Genomic DNA, 22,443 nt, shown 5'->3' on the forward strand with positions numbered 1-22,443 from the left:
GCGCCCGTTCGTCCGTCTGCTAAGGGCGCCACGCATGAACGACAGCTTGGAATTGGAAGTCCACGACCTCGAGGTGCAGGTGCTGACCGGCATCTACTCGGAGGAGACGCACCTGCCGCAGCCGCTCCGGATCTCGTTGACGGTGGAGATTGAGGCACCCGAGCGGTTCGCGCCGGACACGCCCTTGTCGGCGTCGAAGAGCTATATGGACCTGAAGCACGCCGCGACCGCCGCGCTGCCGCCGGGGGTGCATTTCACGCTGATCGAGGGCGTGGCGGACCACATCGCCGAAACGCTGTTCTTGCAGGACCGACGCGTCAGGCGGGTGAAGGTGAAAATCGTGAAGCTCGCGATCAGCGAGGGCGGGGAGCGGATCGGCGTGACGCTGGTGCGGAACCGGCCGTGACGCGGGTGCGGGTCGGGCCGGGGGACGACGTCGCGGCGCTGGTGCGCGGGGCGGAGGGGGAGTCCGTGTTGGTGCTGCTCGACGCGTCGCTGGACGCGCTCTTGGTGATTCAGGCGCGGGCGGCGATCGGGCCGCTGGCGGTGGAGCGCGCGCCGGATACGCGGGTCAACGCGATCGTCGCGGGCGAGGGGGCGGACGCGGACAACGTGGAGGCGGCCGCTCGCTTCCTGGAAGGCGCGCGGTCGACGACTGGGCAAGTGTTGGAGGTTACGTAACCCAATGCCGTCTCCCGCTTTCGCGGGAGAAGGCCGGGCTACGAATTCGTACGCTGGCGTACGCAGGGGCCGAGCCGCTGAAGCACGAACTGATAGTCCTCCCGCGCGCGCGCGGCGTCCTCAGGGCTCAGCTGGTCGGTGGCGGCGGGCGGGAGCGCGCGGGGCATGCCGCAAGCGAGGCGATACCAGAGGAGCGTGTCGCGCTGGGGCGGGCCGGCGGCGTCGTCGACGATTTCCGACAGGGCGACCGCCCAGCGCTTCTCCTCGCCGGGGCGGCGGAGCACGGAGAGGGAGACGGGGCGGCGGTCGGCGGTCTGAAGGAAGACCTGCGTCTCGCCCTCGCCGGGCAGCGCGCCCGGCACGTGAAAGGCGTTGCCGACGCCCGTGATCGCGGGCGGCGCGCCGGCCCCGGCCTCCTGCGCGATGCGGCGGACGACGGCGTCCGTGCCGGGCGTCCAGGGGAGCTGCGCGTCGGGGGCGACGAGCTGCACCTGGTCGGCCGCGCCCGCGACGGGGCGGGCGAAGAGGAGGACGCGGTTCTTCTTGAGCCGGGGCGCGCGGCCGCGCGCGTCCACGGCCACGTCGAGGAGATAGCCGACGCGCTGCGGCAGCCCGCCCGGCGCGCGCACCAGCGCGGCCACATCCGCTTCGACGTAGTGGCGCTGCCGGCCGGGCGCGACGCCGGCGGCCTCCGCGCCCTTGATGCGCGTGGCGGAGCGGATCGTCGCGTCGGCGATCACGGGGCTGGCGAGCACCAGGTCGGCCAAGTCGGCGTAAGGGGGCGTCCCGATCTCGGACGCGGCGGGCGTGGTCGGGGCGGGGGTTTGCGCCGACAGGGGCGCGGCGGCGAGCAGGGCGGCGGCGAAACGCGAAACCGCTGAAAAGTTACGGAATGATGTCGCTAGCATGGCCTGCCGCTACGTCATTTCGCGTGAATGTTACAGAAACAAAACGTCGCGCCGGCGATTGTACGTTTGTTGCGCCCGACAAAGCGTTTGCACGGTCGTTAGGCTCCCGTTAGGAATCAGCCCGACCGCGCCCGGCTTTCCATCCGGTGCAGCGGCATCCGGCGCGCTTCCCAGCGGCGCGAACCGGGTCTTGAAGGAGTGTCGTTGCCGAATGGCTTATGCTGACCAGAAAATGTCCGGAGGGAAGATCACGGCGCTCGTGATCGTGGCGCTGCTCCACGCCCTCCTGGGCTACGCCCTCGTCACGGGTCTGGCGCTGTCCGTCGTGAAGAAGGCCACCGAGAAACTGAACACGTTCGACGTCGAGGAACCGCCGCCTCCGCCCCCGCCGGAGGAGCCGCCGCCCCCGCCGCCGGACGTTCCGCAGCTGCAGCCGCCGCCCGTGGTGACGCCGCCGCCGATCGTTCGCAATCCCAACCCGCCGCCCGTGGTGGTCCAGAGCGTGCCCACGCCGCCGCCGGTCTTCGTGCCGACGCCGATCGCGGCGCCGCCCGCGCCGCCCGCGCCCGTGGCCGCGCCGCCGGCCCCGCCGCCGCCGCGCGTGTCCAAGGCCGCCGGCCTGCGCGGCAACCCGGGCCAGTTCTTCGGGGCCGACAACTATCCGCCCGCCGCGATCCGCGCCGGTGCGGAGGGCCGCGTGGTGGCCCGCCTGTCCGTCGGGGCCGACGGTCGCGTGAGCGACTGCACGGTGACCACGTCGAGCGGCAACAGCGACCTGGACAACACCACCTGCCGCATCGCGCGCAGCCGCGTCCGGTTCACCCCGGCGCAGGACCAGGAAGGCAATCCCATCGCATCCACCTATACGTTGCCGGTGCGCTGGGAGCTTCCCGAAGACTGACGTGCCCCGTTTCGGCCCCAACCCCATATGATTTCGCGAAAAGGATAACTCATCGATGCTCACCACCATCCTCGCCGCCGGAGGCGCGGCAGCCGGCGAAAACCCGTACGGCCTTCAAGCGGCGCTGCGCGAAGGCGGCCTGATCGCCCAGGGCACCTTCGCGATCCTGGTGCTCATGTCGGTGGTCTCGTTCTACATCCTCTTCTCCAAGCTCTTCGAGCAGCAGAAGATCATCAACCAGGGCAAGCGCCTGCGTCAGACCTTTTGGCAGTCGAGCAACCTGCGCGAGGGCGCGGCCAAGCTCGACAAGAACTCGGCCTGGCGGCAGATCGTCGACGACGGCCTGCAGGCGCAGGACCAGCACACCAAGCTGACCGACCCGGTCGAGGCGCATGACTGGCTGCACGGCTCGCTCGCCCGCTCGGAGGCGTCCATCAACTCCAAGCTGAACAACGGCCTGGCGTTCCTGGCGACCGTGGGCGCGACCGCGCCGTTCATCGGCCTGTTCGGCACCGTGGTCGGCATCTACCGCGCGCTTGTGAAGATCGGCGCGTCGGGCCAGGCGTCGATCGACGCGGTCGCCGGTCCGGTGGGCGAGGCGCTCATCATGACCGCGCTCGGCCTCGTCGTGGCGGTGCCGGCGGTGCTCGCCTACAACTGGCTCCAGCGCCGCAACAAGGCGATCTCGGAGGACCTGTCGGCCTTCTCGAACGACGTGCTGGGCTTTCTGGCCTCGAACGGCGCCGTGAAGCCGACCCCGGCGACCGCGGCGGCCGGCGCGGCCAAGGCGGCGGGCACGGCTCCCCGCACCACCGGCACGACCACGGCCGGCCAGACCGGCGGCGTCCAGACGCGCGCCTGATATAAGAAAAGGGGCGGGGCGGTCGCGGTGACCGCCCCGCGAACCCGGGCCGGCGGATCAGGGCGCCGGCCGAGACTAGGTAGGATCATTCGCACATGGCGATGAGCGTTGGTGGGGACTCCACCGAAAAACCGATGTCGGACATCAACACCACGCCGCTCGTCGACGTGATGCTGGTGCTCCTCATCATCTTCCTGATCGCGGTTCCGGTCGTGCTGCAGACGATCGATCTGAAGCTGCCCAACGTCCGCTACGAGCCGACCCAGACCAAGCCGGAGAACGTCAACCTGGCGATCCGCGCCGAGGCGGACGGCCGGTGCGGCGTGTACTGGAACACGACGCGCATGGGCCACCAGGAGCTGGAGGACGCGGCCGTCAAGAAGCTGAAGCTCGAGATCGAGCGGCAGGGCGGCGCCGGCAACCCCGAGCTGGAGCTGCCCGAGGCGCACATCCGCGGCGACGTGAACGTGCCCTGGCAGTGCGTCGGCGGCGCGATCTACACCATGCAGCGTGCGGGCTTCGCCAAGGTCGGCTTCATCTCCGAGCCGCCTCCCGGCCAAGGCATCACGCGTCTGTAAGGCTTAAAAGGAAGGCACCCGGACAATGGCTATCAGTGGCGGCCGCGACGACGGCGAGCCGATGATGGAGATGAACACGACGCCGTTGATCGACGTCATGCTCGTGCTCCTCATCATGTTCATCATCACTATCCCCATCCAGACGCACGCGGTGAAGGTCGACCTGCCGGTCAACGACCCGAACGCGGTCGATCCGCCGGTGGACCCGATCAAGAACAAGATCACGATCGACCCCGCGGGCACCATCGCCTGGAACGGGACGCCCGTGAACGAGGCGACGCTCGCCCAGTATCTGGAGACGTCGATCACGCTGGACCCGGAGCCGGAGCTGCAGTTCCAGCCCGATCCTAAGGCGCGGTACGAGGTGGTCGACCAGACGCTGGCGCTGATCAAGCGCGCCAACGTGACCAAGCTCGGCTTCGTCGGCAACGAGCAGTATTACCGCGACTTCTGATCCCCAACGGATCGGTTCGCGAGAGGGGGCGGTCCTTCGGGGCCGCCCTTTTCTTTTGAGCCGTCAGCCCGCGCGGGCGCGGAGCGCGGCGGCGGTGGCCTCGTCGGCCGGGAGGAACGTCTCCAGCGCGATCTCCGACAGCGTGACGTCGAGCGGCGTGCCGAACACGGTCGTGGTGGTGATAAAGGACAGCGCGCCCGCCGAACTGGCGAGGCGGAGCGGTAGCACGACGGCGGGGCCGTGCCGGTCGTCCGACGCTCGCTCCTCGACGCCCGCGCCGACCTCCTGGACGAGCCGGGCCAGCACCGGGTCGCCGGTCGCGTCGCGCTGGTGGCGCAGGCGATGCAGGACGTGCGCGCGCCATTCCTCGAAATTCAGGATCCGCGGCGCCAGCCCCTGCGGGTGCAGCGCCAGCCGGATGACGTTGGCCGGCGGCGCGAGCAGGTCGGGGTCGACGTCCTCGAGCAATAGGGCGACGGCGGGGTTGGCGGCGATCATGGTCCAGTGGCGGTCGACGGCGAGCGCGGGAAAGGGCCGGTGCGCGTCGAGCAGCGCGTCGATCGCGCGGCGCGCGGCGACGAGCGCGGGGTCGTCGAGCGGTCGGTCCGGGTAAGCGGGCGCGAAACCGCCCGCCAGGAGCAGCAGGTTGCGCTCGCGCAAGGGCATGTCGAGCCGCTCGGCCAGCCGGAGGAGCATGGACCGGCTAGGGCGGGCGCGGCCCGTCTCGACGAAGCTCAGGTGCCGCGCGGAGATCTCCGCGTCGAGCGCGAGGTCGAGTTGGCTCAGGCGACGGCGGAGCCGCCAGTCGCGCAGGTGCTCGCCCACGGGTCGGACGCTCGTCGCCATGGGCACGACGCTAACCCGCGTCCCGACCGCGCGCCATTACCTCCGGCGTAATCGACGCGCTTCCCCGTGTCCGTCAGTCAGGCGGGGCCGGTCGCGACGGTCGCGGCCGGGACGGATGGGAGATGCGCGATGTTCGAAGATGGTGGTCTGCTGCGCCGCGTGCTGGCGTTCGACGCCGCGACCTGCGCCGCGATGGGCGCGGGGCTGGTCGCGGGTGCGGAGCCGGTCGCGGCCGTGACCGGCCTGCCCGCGGCGGCGTTGCCGGGCGTGGGCGCGGCGCTGGTCGGGTTCGCCGGCGTGTTGGGCTGGCTCGCGACGCGGGCGACGGTGCCCGAGGGGCCGGTGCGGGCGGTCGTGGCGGGCAACCTCGCCTGGTCGGTCGCGAGCGTCGCCCTGGTCGCGAGCGGGGCGGTCGCGCTGACCGGCCTGGGACAGGCGGCGGTGCTGGCGCAGGCGGCCGCGGTGGTGGTCATCGCCGAGCTGGAGGTGCTCGGCCTCCGCCGCGAGCGCGTCGCCGCGACTTGACAGAAAATTTTCCGATCAGAGGCATATACGTCGTTTTCATGATCCATGCTGCTTGTGCAGCCGTCACAAACCTGTCATCCTGGTGTAACAACACTGTCATGAAAGGAGACGGAGAATGCGCAAGCACCTTGTTGCGGCGGCGGCGGCGATGGCGGTTCTGGCCAGCGCCGCGCCGGTCCACGCGAACGATCGCACCATGTACCAACTGATCGCGCTCGGCGACTACGCCCGGGCCGAGCGCATGCTGCTCGCGGAGCAGAAGCGCACCCCCGAACGGCCCGAGCTGCTGCTGAACCTAGCCGCCGTCTACGCCAAGACGAACCGCGTCGCCGAGGCGCGCGCGCTCTACGCCGAGGTGCTCGACCGCCCGGCGGTCGCGCTCGACATGCTGTCCGGCCGCACGGTGTCGTCGCACGACGTGGCGCTCACGGCGATGACGGCCCTGCCGCCCCGAAACGCCATCGCGGCGCGCTGAGAGCGGGGCCGGCGTCCGCCGCCGGCCCGTTCCGTCACCGGATACTCCTTATAGCCGCGGCAGCGTGACGCCGCGCTGGCCCTGGTATTTGCCGGCGCGGTCGGCGTAGCTCACCTCGCAGGGCTCGTTGCCCTGGACAAAGAGGAACTGGCACGCGCCCTCGTTGGCGTAGATCTTCGCAGGCAGCGGCGTCGTGTTGGAGAACTCCAGCGTGACATGGCCCTCCCAGCCGGGCTCCAAGGGCGTCACGTTCACGATGATGCCGCAGCGCGCATAGGTCGACTTGCCCAGGCAGATCACGAGCACGTCGCGGGGGATGCGGAAATATTCGACCGTGCGCGCCAGTGCGAAGCTGTTGGGCGGGATGATGCACACGTCCGTCTTGCGGTCGACGAAGCTGTTGGCGGCGAAGTCCTTGGGGTCGACCACCGCCGAGTCGACGTTGGTGAAGATCTTGAACTCGTCGGCCACGCGCGCGTCGTAACCGTAGGACGACAGGCCGTAGCTGATGCAGCCGTCGCGGCGCTGCGCCTCGACGAACGGCTCGATCATGCGGTCGGCGAGCGCGTGCTCGCGGATCCAGCGGTCGGACAGGATGGACATCGGTGCGCTCCCCTCCTGCGCCTCTTCGCGTAAGGGCGGCGGCGGAGCAAGGGGCGCGGGGGCGGGACTGGGCTAGCCGCCCGTTCCGCCGCGATCCCTCAGCGCCTCGTCCATCTCCTCGTCGGTCATGCCGTCGTCGTCCAGCTCCTCCAGGCCGTCGGTCGCGTCGCGGCCGTCGTCCAGGCTCGACGGGCCGGCGCCGCCCATGTCGCCGCCCGCGTCGGAGCCGCTCATCGGATCGGCCATGTCGTGCATCGCGCCGCGGTCGTCGCCCATCGTCCGCTTTCCTCCGTGACGCCCTGCGTTTCAGGGCGCGGGGTCAACGCTCGGGAAAGCGGTTCGAGCCGCCGTTGCGCTCGGCCGCGGGGTGGGGCACGTCGATGAGGATGGGCGTGCTCGGACGGGTGAAATGGCGGCTGATGAACGCCGGCTACGCGATCCGCCGGTGCGTGCTGGCCAAGCTGCGGCTCGCCACACGGGGGTGCAAGATGATGGCGTTCGATCCGGCGGGCCGGCTGCTGCTCGTGCGGCACGGCTATGGCCGGTCGGACTTGTGGATGTTGCCCGGCGGCGGCGTGGGGCGGCGCGAGTCGCCCGGGGACGCCGCGCGCCGCGAGCTGGAGGAGGAGGCGGGCTGCCGGGCCGAACGCGTGGAGCTGGTCGGCGTCTACCGATCGGCGGCGGAGGGCAAGCGCGACACGATCCACCTGTTCCGTGGCGAAACGGCGGACGAGCCGCGCCCCGACGGGCTGGAGGTGATCGAGGCGCGCTTCTTCGCGCTCGACGCGTTGCCGCCGACGACCTCGCCCGCGACGCTGCGGCGCGTTCGCGACCTGCGGGAGGGGACGGCGGGCGGACGGTGGTGAGGGGCTGGAGCCCGTACGTTTGCGGGTGCAGGATGCCCCACGACCATCGAGGGAGCCGCCGATGCGAAGCCTAGCGATCGTTCTTGCGCTGACCGGGCTCGCCGTCCCCGTGGTGCCCGCCGCCGCGCAGGAGCAGGCGCCGAAAGACGCCGGCTACGCGCAACTCGACCCGATCTTCGCCGAGTTCCAGCGGGAGAACCACATACCGGGCCTGGTGTACGGCGTCGTGGCGGACGGTCGGCTCGCGCACGTACGCGCGTTCGGCGTGCAGGACCTGAAGGCGCGGCGGCCCGTCACGCCCGACAGCCTGTTCCGCATCGCGTCCATGACTAAGGCGTTCACGGCGCTGGCCGTGCTGTCGCTGCGCGACCGGGGGCGGCTCTCGCTCGACGCGCCCATCGAGACCTACGTTCCCGAGCTCAGGGGCTGGCGCTACCCGACCGCCGACTCGCCGCGCATCCGCGTGCGCGACCTGCTCCACCACACGGCCGGCTTCGTCACCGACGACCCCTGGGGCGACCGGCAGACGCCGATGCCGGAGGGCGAGTTCACGCGGATGCTGAAGGTCGGCGTGCCGTTCACGCGGCCGCCGGGGCTGCGGATGGAGTATAGCAATTTCGGCTACGCGCTGCTCGGCCGCGTCGTCGCCAACGCGTCGGGCGTGCCCTACCGGACCTATGTCGAGCGCACGCTGCTCGCGCCGCTCGGCATGCGGTCGAGCGGGTTCGAGGTGACGGAACAGCCGCCTGAGCGCCGCGCGATTGGTTATCGCTGGGAGAACGGCGCCTGGGCGGAGGAGCCGACGATGCGCCACGGCGCGTTCGGCGCGATGGGCGGGCTTCAAACGAGCGCGAACGATTACGCCCGCTACGTCGCCTGGCTGCTCGCCGCTTGGCCGGCGCGCGACGGGGCGGACGCTGGTCCCGTGAAGCGGGCGACCATACGAGAGCTGATGCAGGGCTCGAACTTCGCCGAGCAGCGCGAGCGCACGCTCGACGAGCGGCCGTGCCCGCAGAGCGTGGCGTACGGCATGGGCATGCGCGTCTTCACCGACTGCGAGCTCGGGACGGCGCTCAACCACGGCGGCGGCTATCCTGGCTATGGCTCGGGCGTGCTGTTGCTGCCCGAACACGGCGTCGGCTTGTTCGTGTTCAGCAACCGCACCTATGCCGGCGGCAGCGAGGCGCTGTGGCGCGCGGCGTCGATGCTGATGAAGGCGGGGCTGCTGCGCGACCGGCCGCAGCCGATGAGCCCGGCGCTCGCCGACGCCTACGCCGCCGCGCGAACCATGTACGCGCGCGGCGACGTCCTCGCGGCGCGCGGCAAGCTGGCCGACAATTTCCTGCTGGACCGATCGGCCGAGAACTGGCGGCGCGAGATCGCGTCGATCAAGGCGCAGGTGGGCGCGTGCGCGGGCGAGATGCCGCCGTTCCCGCGCAGCGCGCTGTCGGCGAACTTCCGCTGGGTGTGCGAGCGCGGCACGGTGGACGGTTTCCTGCTGCTCGCGCCCACCGACCCGCCCACGATCCAGCATCTGCGCCTATCGCCAACGCCCCCGCCGCCCGACTGAGCCAGGGTCCTCAGTCCTGCAGACGGGGCGGCGCGTGGCCCAGGTCGGCGGGGCCGAAGGCGTCGGGCAACAGGTCGGTCAGGCGATATTCTTCCACGCGATCACCCTGCGCGCCGCCGCAGTAGATGGGGAGGTCGCGGCCACCCATCTGCGCGGCTTCGTTGAGGACCTGGCGACAGCGGCCGCAGGGGCGGACGGGGGCGTCGCCCGTGGCGCGGCCGGTCTCGTCCATCATGCCGCCGATCACGCCGACCGCGACCACGTCGCCCAAGCGCCCTTGCGCGTTGGCGGTGGCGATGGCGACCGTCTCGGCGCAGAGCGACAGGCCGTAGCTGGCGTTCTCGAAGTTGCAGCCGGTCACGATCGTGCCGTCGGTGAGCAGCACCGCCGCGCCGACGGCGAAGCGGGAATAGGGGGCGTGGGCGTGGGCGGCCGCTTCGCGGGCGGCCGCGAGCAGGCGGGCGGCTTCGGTCATTACTCAACCTCGGATGTGGAGCACGCAGATCAGGGTGAAGAGGCGGCGCGCGGTGTCGAAATCGACCTCGATCTTGCCGGCGAGCCGTTCGCGGAGGAGCTCGGCCGCCTCGTTGTGGATGGCGCGCCTCGCCATGTCCACCGTCTCGATCTGCTGCGGCGTGGAATGGCGGATCGCCTGGTAGTAGCTGTCGCAGATCGCGAAATAGTCGCGGATGGGGCGGCGGAAGCGGCCGAGCGCCAGGACTAGCGTCTCGAGATGGCTGTCGTCGGCGCGGTGGATATGGATGGCGAGCCGGCCTTCCTCGACCGACAGCTTGATCTTGTAAGGGCCGGCGTAACCGTCGGCGTGGGCGCGTTGCGGGGCGAAGTGGTTGCCCTCGATCAGGTCGAAGATGGCGATGCGGCGTTCCTGCTCGATGTCGGCGGAGCGCCACAGGATCGTGCGCTCGTCGAGTTCGACGTCGATGATACGCGGATCGGCCATTTCGTTGCCTTAAGAGCACGCCGCGATCTTATCCACGCTTTACCGATCGTGTAGCTTGAGCGGAGCGGCGCGCGGATGCACAGGAGCGCCATGGCCACGATCGCATTTCCCGCCCCGGCGCAGCCCGCGCCGGAGCCCCAGCAGCTGCCCCGCAACGTCGAAGCGGAAGCGGCGATGCTGGGCGCGATGATGATCGACAACCGGCTGGCCGACGACCTGATCGACCGGCTGGAGCCCGCGCATTTCTACGAGCCGGTGCACGGGCGTATCTTCGCGGCGATCAAGACGCTCAGGTCGAACGACATGCTGGCGACGCCCGTGACGCTCAGGCCGATGTTCGACGCCGACGAGGGCATGAAGGAGCTCGGCGGGCCGGCCTATCTCGCGCAGCTGACGGGGTCGGGCGCGGGGCTGATCGGCGCGCGGCAGTTCGCGCAGCAGATCTACGATCTCGCGCAGCTCCGGGCGCTGATCACCGTCGGGCGGCAGCTCGTCGAGGGCGCGATGGACACGTCCGAAGAGGTGAACCCGCGCGCGCAGATCGAGGCGGCGGAGGAGGCGCTATATAAAGTCGCGGCCGACGGGGGTGCTGAGAGCTCGATCAAGACGTTCGCGCAGGCGACCACCGTCGCGGTCAAGATGGCCGAGCGCGCGCTCAACTCGGGCGGTCATGTGTCGGGCATCACGACAGGCTTCGACACGGTGAACGCCAAGATCGGCGGCATGCATCATTCGGACCTGATGATCCTGGCCGGCCGTCCGGGCATGGGCAAGACGTCGCTCGCGACCAACATCGCGTTCAACGCCGCCAGGCGCTGGATGCAGGACATGCGCGACGGCATCCCGCCCGCCGAGAGCGTGGGGGCGAAGGTCGCGTTCTTCTCGCTCGAGATGAGCGCCGACCAGCTGGCGACGCGTATCCTGGCCGAGCAGTCGCGGATCAGCTCCGAGGCGCTGCGCATGGGCAAGATCTCGAAGGCGGAGTTCGCGCAGCTGGCGGCCGCGGCGGCGGAGCTCGAGAACCTGCCGCTGTTCATCGACGACACGGGCGGCCTGTCGATCTCGTCGCTGCACACGCGCGTGCGGCGGCTCCAGCGGCGGCACAACAACGAGATCGGGCTGGTGGTCGTCGACTATCTTCAGCTGCTGACGGGCGGCGGCAAGTCGTCGAACGAGAACCGCGTGCAGGAGATTTCGGAGATCAGCCGCGGCCTGAAGACGCTCGCCAAGGACATGAACGTACCGGTGCTGGCGCTGTCCCAGCTCAGCCGCGCCGTCGAGCAGCGCGAGGACAAACGCCCCCAGCTGTCCGACCTGCGCGAGTCTGGCTCGATCGAGCAGGACGCGGACATGGTCTGGTTCGTGTTCCGCGAGGACTATTACGTCGCCGCCAAGGAGCCCAAGCGCCCGGTCGAGGGCGACGCAGCCTCGGTGTTTGACGACCATGCGCGCTGGGCGTCCGACATGGAGCGCGTATTCGGCCTGGCCGAGCTGATCATCGCCAAGCAGCGCCATGGCGCCACCGGCAAGGTAGTGATGAAGTTCGACCCGTCGGTGACGCGGTTCAGCGACTACGCGGGATACTGATCCTCCCCGCTCTGCGGGGAGGATCAGAGGAGGTCAGTAGGTCGACGCGGTGGTCGCCGTGCCCATGCGGGCGCGGCCGGCGTTGTGGCCGCCGTTGCGGTAGAGGATGTCCTCGACCATCGCCGGGCTGACCGTGCCGTCGTTGGTGTTAACGGAGACGAAGGTCGCGCCGCCGCGGACGCGCTCGTCATAGTAGCGCGCCTCTTCCTCGGTTGCGCCGTGCTTGGTGAAGACCTCGTTCAACGCGCCGGCCGTAGCGCCCAGCGCGCCGCCGATCGCCATGGCTTCGGGAACGGCACCCGCGGCGATCGCGCCGATGGCCGCGAGCGGGCCGACGCCGGGGATGGCGAGCGCCGCGACGCCGAGGCCCGCGCCGAGCGCGCCGCCGCCGAGCAGGCCGCGCAGGATGCTGCCGCCATGGGTGTGCGTCTCGCCTGTGCCGCTCGTCTCGGTGGTCTTACCGTCGTGGCGCGCGATGATGGAGAGCGCGCGATCGGGAACGCCCGCGGCGCGCAGGTCGGCGAGCGCGCGATCGGCTTCGGCTTCGGTGTCGAAGACGGCTGAGATGTGGGTCATGACTCGGTACTCCGTTGGCGGACCTGGCGTGGGTCCGGGCGCAGAACCCGGCGCGACGGCCGGGTGTTCCGAGTGACGTGTGTTAATTCGCCAAAGCGGCGCGATCAGAAGATGGGGTCTTCTCCGGGCTCGTTCGCGACGTGGATGCCGCATTCCACCTTGTCCCAGCCGCGCCAGCGACCGGCGCGCGGGTCCTCGCCGGGCTGGACCTTGGAGGTGCAGGGCGCGCAGCCGATCGACGGGTAGCCTTGCGCCTCGAGCGGGTGGCGGGGGAGCTCGTGCTCGGCGAAATAGGCGTCGAGCGCGGCGCGGTCCCAGTCGGCGAGCGGGTTGATCTTGAGGCGGCCCTCGTCGGACTCGAAGCGGGGTAGCGCGGCGCGGGTCCTCGCCTGGTTGCGCTTGCGACCGGAGATCCAGGCGTCGAAGGGCTCCAACGCGCGGGCGAGGGGTTCGACCTTGCGCAGCTCGCAGCAGCCGTCGGGATCGTAGCTCCAGCGTAAGCCCGTCGCGTCCTTCGCCGCCAGGAGGCGCGGGTCGGGGCGGTAGACGCGCAGGTCGGTCAGCCCCAGCCGCTCGAAGAGCTCGTCGCGATAGGCCAGCGTCTCGCCAAACATCTTTTGCGTGTTGGTGAAGATGACGGGCGTGTCGGGGTCGGCCCGCGCCACCATGTGCAGCAGCACCGCCGACTCCGCGCCGAACGAGGACACGGCGGCGACGCGGCCCGCGAGCTCGCCGGTGAGGAGCTCGCGCAGCAGGTCGGGGGCGGGGACGCCTGCGAACCGCGCCTCGTACGCGGCCGCGTCCTCAGCCGTGTAGACGCGGCCGGTGTCGATCTGGTCGACGACGCGCGCTGCGGCGCTAGCCATGCCGCAGCTTCCAGACGGGGACGGCCGGGTCGGCGGCGGGTTGGTAGTGGTGCTCGTAGCGGTCGAGCGCGCGGCGGAGTGCGGCGGCGTCGATCTCCGCTTCGGGGGCGAAACTGTCGAAGCCGCAGCGGCGCATAAAGGGAATCTGGTCGACGAGCACGTCGCCCGCGGCGCGGAGCTCGCCCTTGTAGCCCGCCTCGCGCAGGATGCGCGCGGCGGAGTAGCCGCGTCCGTCGCGGAAGGTAGGGAAGCCGACCTCGACGAGCGCGATGTGGTCGAGATGCGGCAGGAGCGCGCGCGCGTCGTCGCCGGCCTCCAGGCGGACGGCGTTCGAGTTGGTCTGCCCGCCCGCCGCGACGAAGCTGTCCAGCGTGACTGCGGGCTCCTCGACGGGCGTGTCGTCGCGGAAACGGAGCTGCGGCTCGCCGCCGATGGAGGTCTGGTCAGGATCAGCCATAGATCGCCTCCTTGAACGGCTGGAAGCCGACACGGCGATAGGTGTCGAGGAAGCGTTCGCCGGGCTCGCGGGTCTGGAGATACTTGTCGGTCACGCGCTCGATCGCGTCGACAACGCCGTCCTCGTCGAAGCCGGGGCCGGTGATCTTGCCGAGCGACACGTCCTCCGCGCCCGAGCCGCCGAGGAGGAGCTGGTAGTTCTCCGTCCCTTTCTTATCGACGCCGAGGATGCCGATATGGCCCGCGTGATGGTGACCGCAGGCGTTGATGCAGCCGCTGATCTTGAGCTTCAGCTCGCCCAACTCGCGCTGGCGGCCGCGGTCGGCGAAGCGGGTGGCGATCTTCTGCGCGATCGGAATCGAGCGGGCGTTCGCCAGCGAGCAATAGTCGAGGCCGGGGCAGGCGATGATGTCGGTGATAAGATCGAGATTGGGCTCGGCCAGCCCCGCGTCGGCGAGCGCCTGGTACACGGTGTAGAGGTCGGCTTCGCGGACGTGCGGCAGGACGATGTTCTGCGCGTGGGTGACGCGGAGCTCGTCGTGGCTGTACCGCTCCGCCAGGTCGGCCATGAGGTCGATCTGATCGGCGGTCGCATCGCCGGGGATGCCGCCGATCGGCTTCAGGCTGATGTTGACGATCGCGTGGCCGGCTTGCTGGTGCGGCTTTACGTTCTGGTCGAGCCAGACGGCGAAGTCGGGGTCGCTCCGGTCCACGCCCTCCGGCGCGTCGGCCGCATAGGGCGGGGGTGCGAAGAAGGCGGTGATGCGCTCGAGCTCGGCCAGCGGCGGGTCGATGCCGAGGCTCTTCACATGCGCGAACTCGTCGGCGACTTGACGGCGATACTCGTCGGCGCCGAGCTCGTGGACGAGGATCTTGATGCGGGCCTTGTAGATGTTGTCGCGGCGGCCGTAGCGGTTGTAGACCCGGAGGCACGCTTCCAGATAGCTCATCAGGTCGTCGGCGGGGACGAAGGCGCCGATCTCCGGTGCGATCATGGGCGTGCGGCCCATGCCGCCGCCGACGAAGACCTTGGCGCCGAGTTGGCCATCCTGACGCACGAGTTGAATGCCGATGTCGTGCAGCCGCATCGCCGCGCGGTCCTCGTCGGACGCGATCACGGCGATCTTGAACTTGCGGGGCAGGTAGCTGAATTCGGGGTGGAAGGTCGACCACTGACGGATCAGCTCCGCCCAGGGGCGGGGATCGGCGACCTCGTCGGCGGCTGCGCCGGCATATTGGTCGGAGCTGATGTTGCGGATGCAGTTGCCGCTCGTCTGGATGGCGTGCATCTCGACGGTGGCGAGCTCGGCGAGGATATCGGGCGCGTCCTCCAGCTTGATCCAGTTGTACTGGATGTTCTGGCGCGTGGTGAAATGGCCGTAGCCGCGGTCGTAGCGGCGCGCGATGTGGCCGAGCATGCGCATCTGACGCGAGGACAGTGTGCCATAGGGGATGGCGACGCGCAGCATATAGGCGTGGAGCTGGAGGTAGAGGCCGTTCATCAGCCGGAGCGGCTTGAACTGGTCCTCCGTCATCTGGCCGGCGAGGCGGCGTTGAACTTGGTCGCGGAACTCGTCGACGCGGGCGTCGACGATCGACTGGTCGTGTTGGTCGTACTGGTACATCAGATCACCCAGGAGCCGGCGTTCGGATCGGCGGGTTTGAGGGTCAGGTCGGGGCGCACAGTGGGGCCGAGCGCGCGGATGCGGTCCTTGATGTGGGCGGGGCGGGGGCCTTCCGCGGTCATCGTCGCGTCGATCACGTAGGGCGTGTTGACGCGGCGCGCGCCTTCCTCGGCATGGGCGATCGCCTCGCCCCCATCGCCCACGTCGACCGCGTCCTCGACGTGGCGGGACCAGCCCTGGCCGGTCCACCAGACCACGTCGCCGGTAGGAAGGTCGTTGCCGGTCAGCAGCTTCACGCCTCCAGCTCCCGCAGCGCTTCTGCCTGGGCCGCGAAGCGGGCCAGCTTGTTCTCGGCGTCGGAGAGGGTGACGACCTCGCCCACGACGATGATCGCGGGGCTCTTCACCTCCTCGCGCGCGACCATCGGGCCGAGATCGGCGAGCAGCGTGCGCATTGCGCGGGCGCCCTGGCAGGTGCCGCGCTCCAGCACGGCGACGGGCATGTCGGGTGCGACGCCGTCGGCCATCAGCTTGTCGGCGATATCGGCGGCGGTGGCGACGCCCATGTAGATGACGAGCGTCCGGCCCTGGCCGGCGAGGCCCGACCAGTCCTGTTCGGACAGGCCTTTGCACTGGCCGGCGACGAAGGACACTGCGGAGCTGTGGTCGCGATGAGTGAGCGGCAGCATCGCCTCCGCCGCGCAGCCGAGCGCCGCGGACACGCCCGGCACGACCTCGACCGGAAGTCCGGCGGCGCGCACCGCCTCGACCTCCTCGCCGCCGCGGCCGAAGATGAACGGGTCGCCGCCCTTGAGGCGCACCACGATCGCGCCCGTCTTCACATGCGCGACGATGAGCGCATTGATCGCCTCCTGCGGCAGCGTGTGGCGGGCGCGCTGCTTGGCGACCGAGATGCGCTGCGCGGTCTCGGGCGCGATCTCCAGGACGCGGGAGTCGATCAGGCCGTCATGGACGACGACGTCGGCCGATCGCAGCGCCTCCACCGCCTTGACGGTGAGGAGGCCGGGATCGCCGGGGCCGGCGCCGACGAGGATCACGCGTCCGCGCTGCGTAGGGTCGAGAAGAGTCGCCATGGTTTCGCCAGATGGGCGGCGCGGGCGCGCTCGGCAAAGCAGCGATGCTTTGCGCGAGGCTAGGCGAGCTATTTCCTAGTGCCCCGCTGTCTTATGAGCGTGGGGGCGGACCTTGTGGAGCGTCCAAGCGATGATCCCACCGACGATCAGGCCCAGCACGAGGTCGGCCAGCGTTTTGGTCAGCCAGCCGAAGAGGCCGGGTGCGAACGGCGCGGCTTCGCGCGCGACCTCCGCCCAGTGGTCGATGACGTGCTCCGGCCCGGCGAAGCCCAGCCCCGCCATCCCGTGCACCAGGATCTGCCCACCGACCCAGATCATCGCGGCGGTGCCGATGACGGACAGCGCGGCCATGAGCTTCGGCACACCATGGACGAGCCCGCGGCCGAAGGCGCGCGTCGCGCCCGGCCCGCGCTGCGACAGGTGGACGCCGATGTCGTCCAGCTTCACGATCAGCCCGACGACGCCGTACACGCCGACCGTGATGCCGAGCGCGACGAGGATGAGCGACGCGGCTTGGCTGACGAGCGACTGGTCTGCGACCTCCGCGAGCGCGATGGCCATGATCTCGGCCGACAGGATGAAGTCGGTGCGGACCGCGCCCTTGACCTTGACGTCCTCCAGCTGCTTCGAATCGAGCGCCAGGTCCTCCGTCTCGTCGTGGTGCGCGCCCGAGAGCTTCTCGATCACCTTCTCCGCGCCCTCGAAGCAGAGGAACGCGCCGCCGATCATGAGCAAGGGCGTGATCGCCCAACGCGCGAACGCGGAGAGCAACAGCGCCGCAGGGAGCAGGATCACGAGCTTGTTGAACAGCGAGCCCTTGGCGATGCGCCAGATGATCGGCAGCTCGCGGTCGGGGTGGAGGCCGACCACGTAGCGCGGCGTGACCGCTGTGTCGTCAACGACCACGCCGGCCGCCTTGACGCCCGCCCGGGTCGCGGCCGCGCCGACGTCGTCGATGGAGGCGGCGGCGAGCTTGGTGAGGCCGGCGACGTCGTCGAGCAGGGCGACCAGTCCGGAGGGCATGCGGGTCCTTTCGCGTGGGTGCGGGGAGGGCCTAGCCGGTATTCGCCGCCGGGCTCAAGGGACGCGGTGCAGGACCTGCGTCGGCGCGCCCACTACCCGGTCGCGCTCGGCCATGGCACGGCGGAGGACCTCGCGCGGGCTGTTGAAGTAGGCGCGCGGGCTCATGCCCATGTACGACTGGAAATCGTGGTTGAAGTGCGCCTGGTCGTAATAATGCGCATCGATGATCTCCTGGATCGGTCGGTCGAGCCGGTCGCGCACCGCGGCCAGCGTGCGCAGGAAGCGCTGGCGGCGGATCAGGCGCTTGGGCGTGAAGCCGAACGCGCGGCGGCAGGCGAGCGCGAGGCGGCGCTGATCCACGCCGGCGAGTTCGGCGAGTTCGGGCACCTCGCGGACGGGGTGGTTGGCGAGCGCCTCCGTGATCCGCACGGTCAGCGGGTCGCGTCCGCCCCGGCGCGCGGCGCGGTCGAGGAGCAACGTGTCCAGGATCACGGTGCGGCCCCGATCATCGGCGGCCGCACGCAGGCGCGCCACGATCTCGGCAGCGGACGCGCCCAGCCGGTCGCCCAGCTCGAACACGCGGTTCGCGGCCGCGCCGGCGTCCGTCCCGATCAGCGTCTCCCATCCGAGCGGCGTCAGGCCGACGCCGACGAAGAGTCCGGGCTCGTCGCACCAAAAGCGGCGGCTGCGATCGGTGGGACCGAACAGCGCGGCGTCGCGCGGGGTCGGCGCGGGGCGGGTGAAGAACTCCTCCACCATCCAGCGGCCGCGGATCGTGAAGCGGACATTGCCCCATTCGGGATGCACCCAGTCGCTGATCGGCCCCGGCGATTCGATGTGGTAGTAGGACGTGACGAGATCGCGCAGCGGCTCGGCGGGAAGTAGGAAGCGGACGGACGGGATCACCAGCACCGGCGCGGCCTCCGCGCGTGATCCCCGCGTTCCATGGTGCGACCCCCATTGTTCCGGCGAAGACGATGCGGCCGGCGCTCGGGCGCGTCAAGCGGCGGAAAAGCGCGCTTTTCCCGGCGCGGAACGCGGCCTATGGGAGGCGCTTCCTCCGTCACCGAAAGTGTTCGACTTGCGCCTCATCGCCGCCCTGCTGCTCGCCGCCGCCAGTCCCGTCATCGCCACCGCCGAGACCGCGCCCGCCGCCGAGGTGGAGAGCGAGGGCGTGAAGTTGCGGCGGCTGTTCGCGGCGAGCGACGAGGGAAACCTCAAGCGCAATCCGCTCCAGGCGCTGTTCCGGGGCGACCTGCGCTTCGCCGACCGCTTGGGCGAGTACCTGACCGAGGCGCACACGCTGGCCGAGCAGCGCGCGGCCGAGCGGAACCTGGCGGGGCTGAAGGCGATCGACCGCGCCAAGCTGTCGGCGGTGGACCGCATCGCATACGACGTGTTCCGGACGGACAACGAGATCGAGCTGCGCGGCTACCAGCCCGCGGTGCGCCGGATCACCGACGTGCTGCCGGTCAATCATTTCAGCGGCTTCCAGACCTTCTACCCGGAGGTCGCGTCGGGCGAGGGCGGGGCGCCGTTCAAGACGGTCGCCGACTACGAGAACAACCTGAAGCGCAACGCGCAGTACGCTCAGGTGGTCGACCGCATGATCGCGCGGGCGCGGACCGGCATGGCGCGCGGGATCACGCCGCCCAAGCTGGTGGTGCGCAACGTCATCGGCCAGGTCGACAACCTGTTGGCAGGCGGCGTCGAGAAGTCGCTCTTCTACGCGCCGGTGACCAAGTTCCCCGACACCGTCGGCCCGGGCGAGCGCGCGCGGCTGACCAAGCTCTACGCGGCGCAGGTCCGCGACGTGCTCAACCCGGCGCACCAGCGGCTCCGAGCCTTCCTGCAGAACGAGTATCTGCCGCGCGCCCGCGACACGGTGGGACTGTCGGCGGTGCCGGGCGGGGCGGGGCTGTACGAGTATCTGATCGAGAGCAACACGACGCTGCCGCTCAAGGCCGAGGAGGTGCACCGGCTCGGGCTGTCGGAGGTCGCGCGCATCCTCCGCGAGATGGAGGCGCAGAAGGCGAAAGTCGGTTTCAACGGCACGCTGCCCCAGTTCTTCACGCACCTGCGCACCGACAAGCGCTTCCAGCCCAAGACCGCGGACGAGCTGCGCCTCGCCTATGAAGCGGCGGGGCGGAAGGTGGACGCGCGGGTGCGGGAGCAGTTCTCGCTCATCCCCAAGACGCCGCTGGAGATCCGGCCGGTGCCGGCGTTCCGCGAGAAGACGGCGGCCGCGGGTTCCTACCAGCGCGGCACGCCCGACGGGTCGCGGCCGGGCGTGTTCTTCTACAACAGCTACGACCTGCCGAACCGGTATCTGTGGGGCGTGGAGACCTTGTACCTGCACGAGGCGGTGCCGGGTCACCATTTCCAGGTCAGCCTGGCGCAGGAGAACGAGGCGCTGCCCGCGTTCATGCGCTTCGGCGGCAACACGGCGTTCGTGGAGGGCTGGGCACTCTATGTGGAGACGCTCTATCCGGAGCTGGGGGTCGAGACCGACCCGTATCAGCGTATGGGCGGCCTGAACGACGAGATGCTGCGCGCGATGCGGCTGGTGGTCGACACGGGACTCCACGCCAAGGGCTGGAGCCGCGAACAGGCGATCAAGTACATGCTCGACAACTCGCCCATGCCGGAGACGGACGCGGTGGCGGAAGTGGAGCGCTACATCGCGATCCCCGGCCAGGCGCTGGCGTACAAGGTGGGGCAGCTCACCATCCTGCGCCTGAAGGCGGAGGCGAAGGCGGCGCTGGGTCCCCGCTTCGACGCGCGCCAGTTCCACGCGCAAGTGCTGGATACGGGCGCGCTGCCCATGCCGGTGCTTGAGGCGAAGCTGCGGGGGTGGATGGCGTCGAGGCGGTAAGGTGTCCGGCCGTCAAGCGAGCAACCGGTAATAATCGCGTGCGCCGTGCACGATGTCGATGATCTCTACGCGACCGCGGCCGATGCGGTATAGGATTAGGTATTTGCCGTGCGTACGCTTGCGGATACCTTGCCGGCGAAAACGTTCCACAATCGGGAAGGCTTCCGGATAGTCCGCAAGCGCTTTGGCCACGTCGCGCAACTCGGTGATGAAGCCGACAGCCCGAATCGGGCTATCGACGGCGATCCAGTCGCCGATCTCCTCCAAGCTGCGCTCGGCTTGCGCCGTGAAGACGACGTTCAATGCCGCTCGCCGGCCTCGTTCATCGTCCGATACTTGCGTTCTAGCCGGTCGAACACGGCTTCGGCCGGTGCGACGCGACCCGTCTCCGCATCGGCGAGCCCTTGCTCGAGGCCCGCGATCAAACGGCTCTCGCTGCCCGACCGTCTCTGGTCTTGCCGGATCAGGTCGCGGACATAATCGCTCTCGTCGAGGTAGGACCCGTCTTCCACGCGGGCGAGCACCCAGCGCTGCATCGACTCGGGCAGTGAGATGCTTACGTTCGCCATCGAGTCCCTCTTGAGCTTTGAAGGATCTAGATCGACGCTGGTCGTCCGGAGCGCAAGCCCGTCATGCATCCGCCAGCCCGATGCCGATGCTGGCGCGCGCCGATTCCGCCTCGTTGCTGACGACCGGGTAGGCGCAATAGTCCGCGGCGTAATAGGCGCTGGGGCGGTGGTTGCCGGACCAGCCGACACCGCCGAAGGGCGCGTTCGACGACGCGCCGTTGGTGGGGCGGTTCCAGTTGACGATGCCTGCGCGGACGTTGGACCAGAAGCGGTCGTAGAGCTGCGGCGTTTGGCTGATCAGGCTGGCGCTCAGGCCGTAGCGCGTGTTGTTCGCCTCCGCGATCGCGGCGTCGAAATCGTCGGCGCGGATCACCTGGAGGATCGGGCCGAAGAGTTCGACGTCCGGCCGCTCCGCGACGTTGGTGACGTCGATCATCGCGGGCTTGAGGAACGGGCGGTCGGGATCGGTCCGCTCCAGGTGGCGGATCGCGCGGCCGCCCTTCATCAGCAGCGCGAGGAAGCTCTCCGTCAGGCCGTCGGCGGCCTGGTTGTCGATGACCGGGCCCATGAAGGGCTGGGGCTGGGCGTGCGGCGGGCCCACGATCAGGCGGCCGACGAGGGTGTTCAGCGTCTCGAGGAGGCCGTCATAGAGCCGGTCTTCGACGATCAGCCGGCGCGCGGCGGTGCAGCGCTGGCCGGCGGAGGTGAAGGCGGACTGGACCACCAGCGTCGCGGCCGAGTGGAGGTCGGGCGTGTCCCAGACGACGATGGGGTTGTTGCCGCCCATCTCCAGCGCCAGGATTCGCTCCGGATGCTCGGCGAACTGGCGGTTGAGCGCGAGGCCGGTACGCGCCGATCCGGTGAAGAGCAGGCCGTCGATGTGCGCGTGCGCGGATAGGGCTTTGCCCTCGGCGGGCCCGCCGATCAGCAGGCGCACGCACTCGGGCGGCACGCCCGCCGCATGGAAGCATTCGACCAGGTACGCGCCCACCGCAGGCGTCTTTTCGGACGGCTTGAACACCACGGCGTTGCCCGCGAGGAGTGCTGGCACGATGTGACCGTTGGGCAGGTGCGCGGGGAAGTTGTAGGGGCCGAGCACCGCCAGCACGCCGTGCGGCTTGTGGCGGAGCGCCATGCGGCTGCCCATGGGGCTGTCGAGCCGGCGCTGCGGCGTGCGCTCGGCGTACGCATTGATCGAGATGTCGACCTTGGCGACGACGCTCTCGACCTCGGTGCGCGCCTCCCAGAGCGGCTTGCCCGTCTCGCGCGCGATCAGGTCGGCGAAGGGCTCCATCCGCTGACGCACGACGTTGGCGAAGCGGCGCAGCAACTCCGCCCGGACGGTGAACGGCCGCGCGGCCCAGGCGGCCCAGCCCGAGCGGGCGGCGGCGACCTCCGCGTGCGTGTCGCCGTGCGCGCCCGTCCAGAGATGCGCGCCTGTGGCGGGTTCGTGGGAGTGGAGTTCCATGCGGGTGGAGGTGGTGGAGGAGGGGAGAGGCGGGGTCAAGTTGTCGGCCCCTTCCTCCCCCGCAACATAGTTGCG

29 protein-coding genes are annotated in these 22,443 nt (G+C 70.1%); 12 read left to right on the plus strand and 17 right to left on the minus strand.

Features of this window, described 5'->3' with window-relative positions; translation table 11 throughout:
- Nucleotides 1–34 precede the first annotated feature (34 nt).
- Both CKY28_RS15585 and CKY28_RS15590 read left to right on the plus strand, forming a co-directional pair.
- Nucleotides 35–406 carry a dihydroneopterin aldolase gene (locus CKY28_RS15585; protein WP_095999320.1) on the plus strand — a complete coding sequence of 124 codons (372 nt, stop codon included), beginning with the start codon at nt 35–37 and terminating at the stop codon, nt 404–406.
- Nucleotides 403–681 (plus strand): Rossmann fold domain-containing protein, encoded by a 279-nt coding sequence (locus CKY28_RS15590; protein WP_095999321.1) that lies wholly within the window; start codon nt 403–405, stop codon nt 679–681. The genes CKY28_RS15585 and CKY28_RS15590 overlap by 4 nt, the downstream gene beginning before the upstream one ends.
- Before the next feature lie 38 nt (nt 682–719).
- Here the strand turns inward: CKY28_RS15590 and CKY28_RS15595 are convergent, their stop codons facing one another.
- Nucleotides 720–1,589: a hypothetical protein gene (locus tag CKY28_RS15595; RefSeq protein WP_095999322.1), complete on the minus strand. Its 870-nt coding sequence runs from the start codon at nt 1,587–1,589 to the stop codon at nt 720–722.
- Nucleotides 1,590–1,800: 211 nt separating this feature from the next.
- On the opposite strand from CKY28_RS15595, the gene CKY28_RS15600 reads away from it, so the two are divergent.
- From CKY28_RS15600 to CKY28_RS15615, 4 genes are all read left to right on the plus strand, one after another.
- A complete protein-coding gene (locus tag CKY28_RS15600; RefSeq protein ID WP_095999323.1) occupies nt 1,801–2,490 on the plus strand; it encodes an energy transducer TonB in 690 nt (229 codons plus the stop codon).
- Between the two features lie 55 nt (nt 2,491–2,545).
- Nucleotides 2,546–3,352 (plus strand): MotA/TolQ/ExbB proton channel family protein, encoded by an 807-nt coding sequence (locus tag CKY28_RS15605; protein ID WP_095999324.1) that lies wholly within the window; start codon nt 2,546–2,548, stop codon nt 3,350–3,352.
- Between the two features lie 95 nt (nt 3,353–3,447).
- A complete protein-coding gene (locus CKY28_RS15610; protein WP_095999325.1) occupies nt 3,448–3,930 on the plus strand; it encodes an ExbD/TolR family protein in 483 nt (160 codons plus the stop codon).
- 25 nt (nt 3,931–3,955) lie between these two features.
- Nucleotides 3,956–4,384, plus strand: a complete 429-nt coding sequence (locus tag CKY28_RS15615; RefSeq protein ID WP_095999326.1) for an ExbD/TolR family protein — start codon at nt 3,956–3,958, stop codon at nt 4,382–4,384.
- A gap of 63 nt (nt 4,385–4,447) precedes the next feature.
- Here CKY28_RS15615 and CKY28_RS15620 read toward each other — a convergent pair whose 3' ends face one another.
- Nucleotides 4,448–5,230 (minus strand): helix-turn-helix domain-containing protein, encoded by a 783-nt coding sequence (locus CKY28_RS15620; RefSeq protein WP_095999327.1) that lies wholly within the window; start codon nt 5,228–5,230, stop codon nt 4,448–4,450.
- Nucleotides 5,231–5,359: 129 nt separating this feature from the next.
- Between CKY28_RS15620 and CKY28_RS15625 the strand changes: the two genes are divergently transcribed.
- A complete protein-coding gene (locus CKY28_RS15625) occupies nt 5,360–5,755 on the plus strand; it encodes a hypothetical protein (protein ID WP_095999328.1) in 396 nt (131 codons plus the stop codon).
- 115 nt (nt 5,756–5,870) lie between these two features.
- Nucleotides 5,871–6,230 carry a tetratricopeptide repeat protein gene (locus CKY28_RS15630; RefSeq protein ID WP_245841873.1) on the plus strand — a complete coding sequence of 120 codons (360 nt, stop codon included), beginning with the start codon at nt 5,871–5,873 and terminating at the stop codon, nt 6,228–6,230.
- A gap of 48 nt (nt 6,231–6,278) precedes the next feature.
- Here CKY28_RS15630 and dcd read toward each other — a convergent pair whose 3' ends face one another.
- Both dcd and CKY28_RS15640 read right to left on the minus strand, forming a co-directional pair.
- The gene (gene dcd / locus CKY28_RS15635) at nt 6,279–6,833 is read right to left on the minus strand and encodes a dCTP deaminase (RefSeq protein WP_095999329.1); all 555 of its coding nucleotides are present in this window, start codon (nt 6,831–6,833) and stop codon (nt 6,279–6,281) included.
- 72 nt (nt 6,834–6,905) lie between these two features.
- Nucleotides 6,906–7,109: a hypothetical protein gene (locus tag CKY28_RS15640; protein ID WP_095999330.1), complete on the minus strand. Its 204-nt coding sequence runs from the start codon at nt 7,107–7,109 to the stop codon at nt 6,906–6,908.
- Nucleotides 7,110–7,213: 104 nt separating this feature from the next.
- On the opposite strand from CKY28_RS15640, the gene CKY28_RS15645 reads away from it, so the two are divergent.
- Together CKY28_RS15645 and CKY28_RS15650 are read left to right on the plus strand one after the other, a co-directional pair.
- The gene (locus CKY28_RS15645) at nt 7,214–7,699 is read left to right on the plus strand and encodes an NUDIX domain-containing protein (RefSeq protein ID WP_245841874.1); all 486 of its coding nucleotides are present in this window, start codon (nt 7,214–7,216) and stop codon (nt 7,697–7,699) included.
- 61 nt (nt 7,700–7,760) lie between these two features.
- Nucleotides 7,761–9,269, plus strand: coding sequence for a serine hydrolase domain-containing protein (locus tag CKY28_RS15650; protein ID WP_095999332.1), 1,509 nt, complete (start codon nt 7,761–7,763; stop codon nt 9,267–9,269).
- 10 nt (nt 9,270–9,279) lie between these two features.
- On the opposite strand, the gene CKY28_RS15655 is transcribed toward CKY28_RS15650, so the two are convergent.
- Nucleotides 9,280–9,744: a cytidine deaminase gene (locus CKY28_RS15655; RefSeq protein ID WP_095999333.1), complete on the minus strand. Its 465-nt coding sequence runs from the start codon at nt 9,742–9,744 to the stop codon at nt 9,280–9,282.
- Nucleotides 9,745–9,747: 3 nt separating this feature from the next.
- Nucleotides 9,748–10,230 carry a UPF0262 family protein gene (locus CKY28_RS15660; protein ID WP_095999334.1) on the minus strand — a complete coding sequence of 161 codons (483 nt, stop codon included), beginning with the start codon at nt 10,228–10,230 and terminating at the stop codon, nt 9,748–9,750.
- A gap of 90 nt (nt 10,231–10,320) precedes the next feature.
- Here CKY28_RS15660 and CKY28_RS15665 point away from each other — a divergent pair, with 90 nt between their 5' ends.
- Nucleotides 10,321–11,817, plus strand: a complete 1,497-nt coding sequence (locus CKY28_RS15665; RefSeq protein ID WP_095999335.1) for a replicative DNA helicase — start codon at nt 10,321–10,323, stop codon at nt 11,815–11,817.
- A gap of 33 nt (nt 11,818–11,850) precedes the next feature.
- Here CKY28_RS15665 and CKY28_RS15670 read toward each other — a convergent pair whose 3' ends face one another.
- The 8 genes from CKY28_RS15670 to CKY28_RS15705 form a co-directional block, all read right to left on the minus strand.
- A complete protein-coding gene (locus CKY28_RS15670; protein WP_095999336.1) occupies nt 11,851–12,393 on the minus strand; it encodes a hypothetical protein in 543 nt (180 codons plus the stop codon).
- Between the two features lie 104 nt (nt 12,394–12,497).
- A complete protein-coding gene (locus CKY28_RS15675; protein ID WP_095999337.1) occupies nt 12,498–13,259 on the minus strand; it encodes a phosphoadenylyl-sulfate reductase in 762 nt (253 codons plus the stop codon).
- Nucleotides 13,252–13,716: a DUF934 domain-containing protein gene (locus tag CKY28_RS15680; RefSeq protein ID WP_095999338.1), complete on the minus strand. Its 465-nt coding sequence runs from the start codon at nt 13,714–13,716 to the stop codon at nt 13,252–13,254. The genes CKY28_RS15675 and CKY28_RS15680 overlap by 8 nt, the downstream gene beginning before the upstream one ends.
- Complete coding sequence (locus CKY28_RS15685) at nt 13,709–15,340, minus strand: nitrite/sulfite reductase (RefSeq protein WP_095999339.1); 1,632 nt, start codon at nt 15,338–15,340, stop codon at nt 13,709–13,711. Before CKY28_RS15685 ends, CKY28_RS15680 begins: the two co-directional genes overlap by 8 nt.
- A complete protein-coding gene (locus tag CKY28_RS15690; RefSeq protein ID WP_095999340.1) occupies nt 15,340–15,636 on the minus strand; it encodes a DUF2849 domain-containing protein in 297 nt (98 codons plus the stop codon). The genes CKY28_RS15685 and CKY28_RS15690 overlap by 1 nt, the downstream gene beginning before the upstream one ends.
- On the minus strand, nt 15,633–16,433 hold the full coding sequence (gene cobA / locus CKY28_RS15695) for a uroporphyrinogen-III C-methyltransferase (RefSeq protein ID WP_095999341.1): 801 nt from the start codon (nt 16,431–16,433) through the stop codon (nt 15,633–15,635). Before cobA ends, CKY28_RS15690 begins: the two co-directional genes overlap by 4 nt.
- 75 nt (nt 16,434–16,508) lie before the next feature.
- A complete protein-coding gene (locus CKY28_RS15700) occupies nt 16,509–17,456 on the minus strand; it encodes a DUF808 domain-containing protein (protein ID WP_095999342.1) in 948 nt (315 codons plus the stop codon).
- Between the two features lie 54 nt (nt 17,457–17,510).
- Nucleotides 17,511–18,368, minus strand: a complete 858-nt coding sequence (locus CKY28_RS15705) for an AraC family transcriptional regulator (RefSeq protein WP_095999343.1) — start codon at nt 18,366–18,368, stop codon at nt 17,511–17,513.
- A gap of 169 nt (nt 18,369–18,537) precedes the next feature.
- On the opposite strand from CKY28_RS15705, the gene CKY28_RS15710 reads away from it, so the two are divergent.
- Nucleotides 18,538–20,331, plus strand: coding sequence for a DUF885 domain-containing protein (locus CKY28_RS15710; RefSeq protein WP_095999537.1), 1,794 nt, complete (start codon nt 18,538–18,540; stop codon nt 20,329–20,331).
- Between the two features lie 12 nt (nt 20,332–20,343).
- Here CKY28_RS15710 and CKY28_RS15715 read toward each other — a convergent pair whose 3' ends face one another.
- The 3 genes from CKY28_RS15715 to astD form a co-directional block, all read right to left on the minus strand.
- Nucleotides 20,344–20,634 (minus strand): type II toxin-antitoxin system RelE/ParE family toxin, encoded by a 291-nt coding sequence (locus CKY28_RS15715; RefSeq protein ID WP_095999344.1) that lies wholly within the window; start codon nt 20,632–20,634, stop codon nt 20,344–20,346.
- Nucleotides 20,631–20,900: a ribbon-helix-helix domain-containing protein gene (locus CKY28_RS15720; RefSeq protein WP_176473133.1), complete on the minus strand. Its 270-nt coding sequence runs from the start codon at nt 20,898–20,900 to the stop codon at nt 20,631–20,633. The genes CKY28_RS15715 and CKY28_RS15720 overlap by 4 nt, the downstream gene beginning before the upstream one ends.
- A gap of 61 nt (nt 20,901–20,961) precedes the next feature.
- On the minus strand, nt 20,962–22,368 hold the full coding sequence (gene astD, locus CKY28_RS15725; RefSeq protein ID WP_095999345.1) for a succinylglutamate-semialdehyde dehydrogenase: 1,407 nt from the start codon (nt 22,366–22,368) through the stop codon (nt 20,962–20,964).
- Between the last annotated feature and the right edge of the window lie 75 nt (nt 22,369–22,443).

Source organism: Sphingomonas lenta (genome assembly GCF_002288825.1).
Lineage (GTDB): Bacteria > Pseudomonadota > Alphaproteobacteria > Sphingomonadales > Sphingomonadaceae > Sphingomonas > Sphingomonas lenta.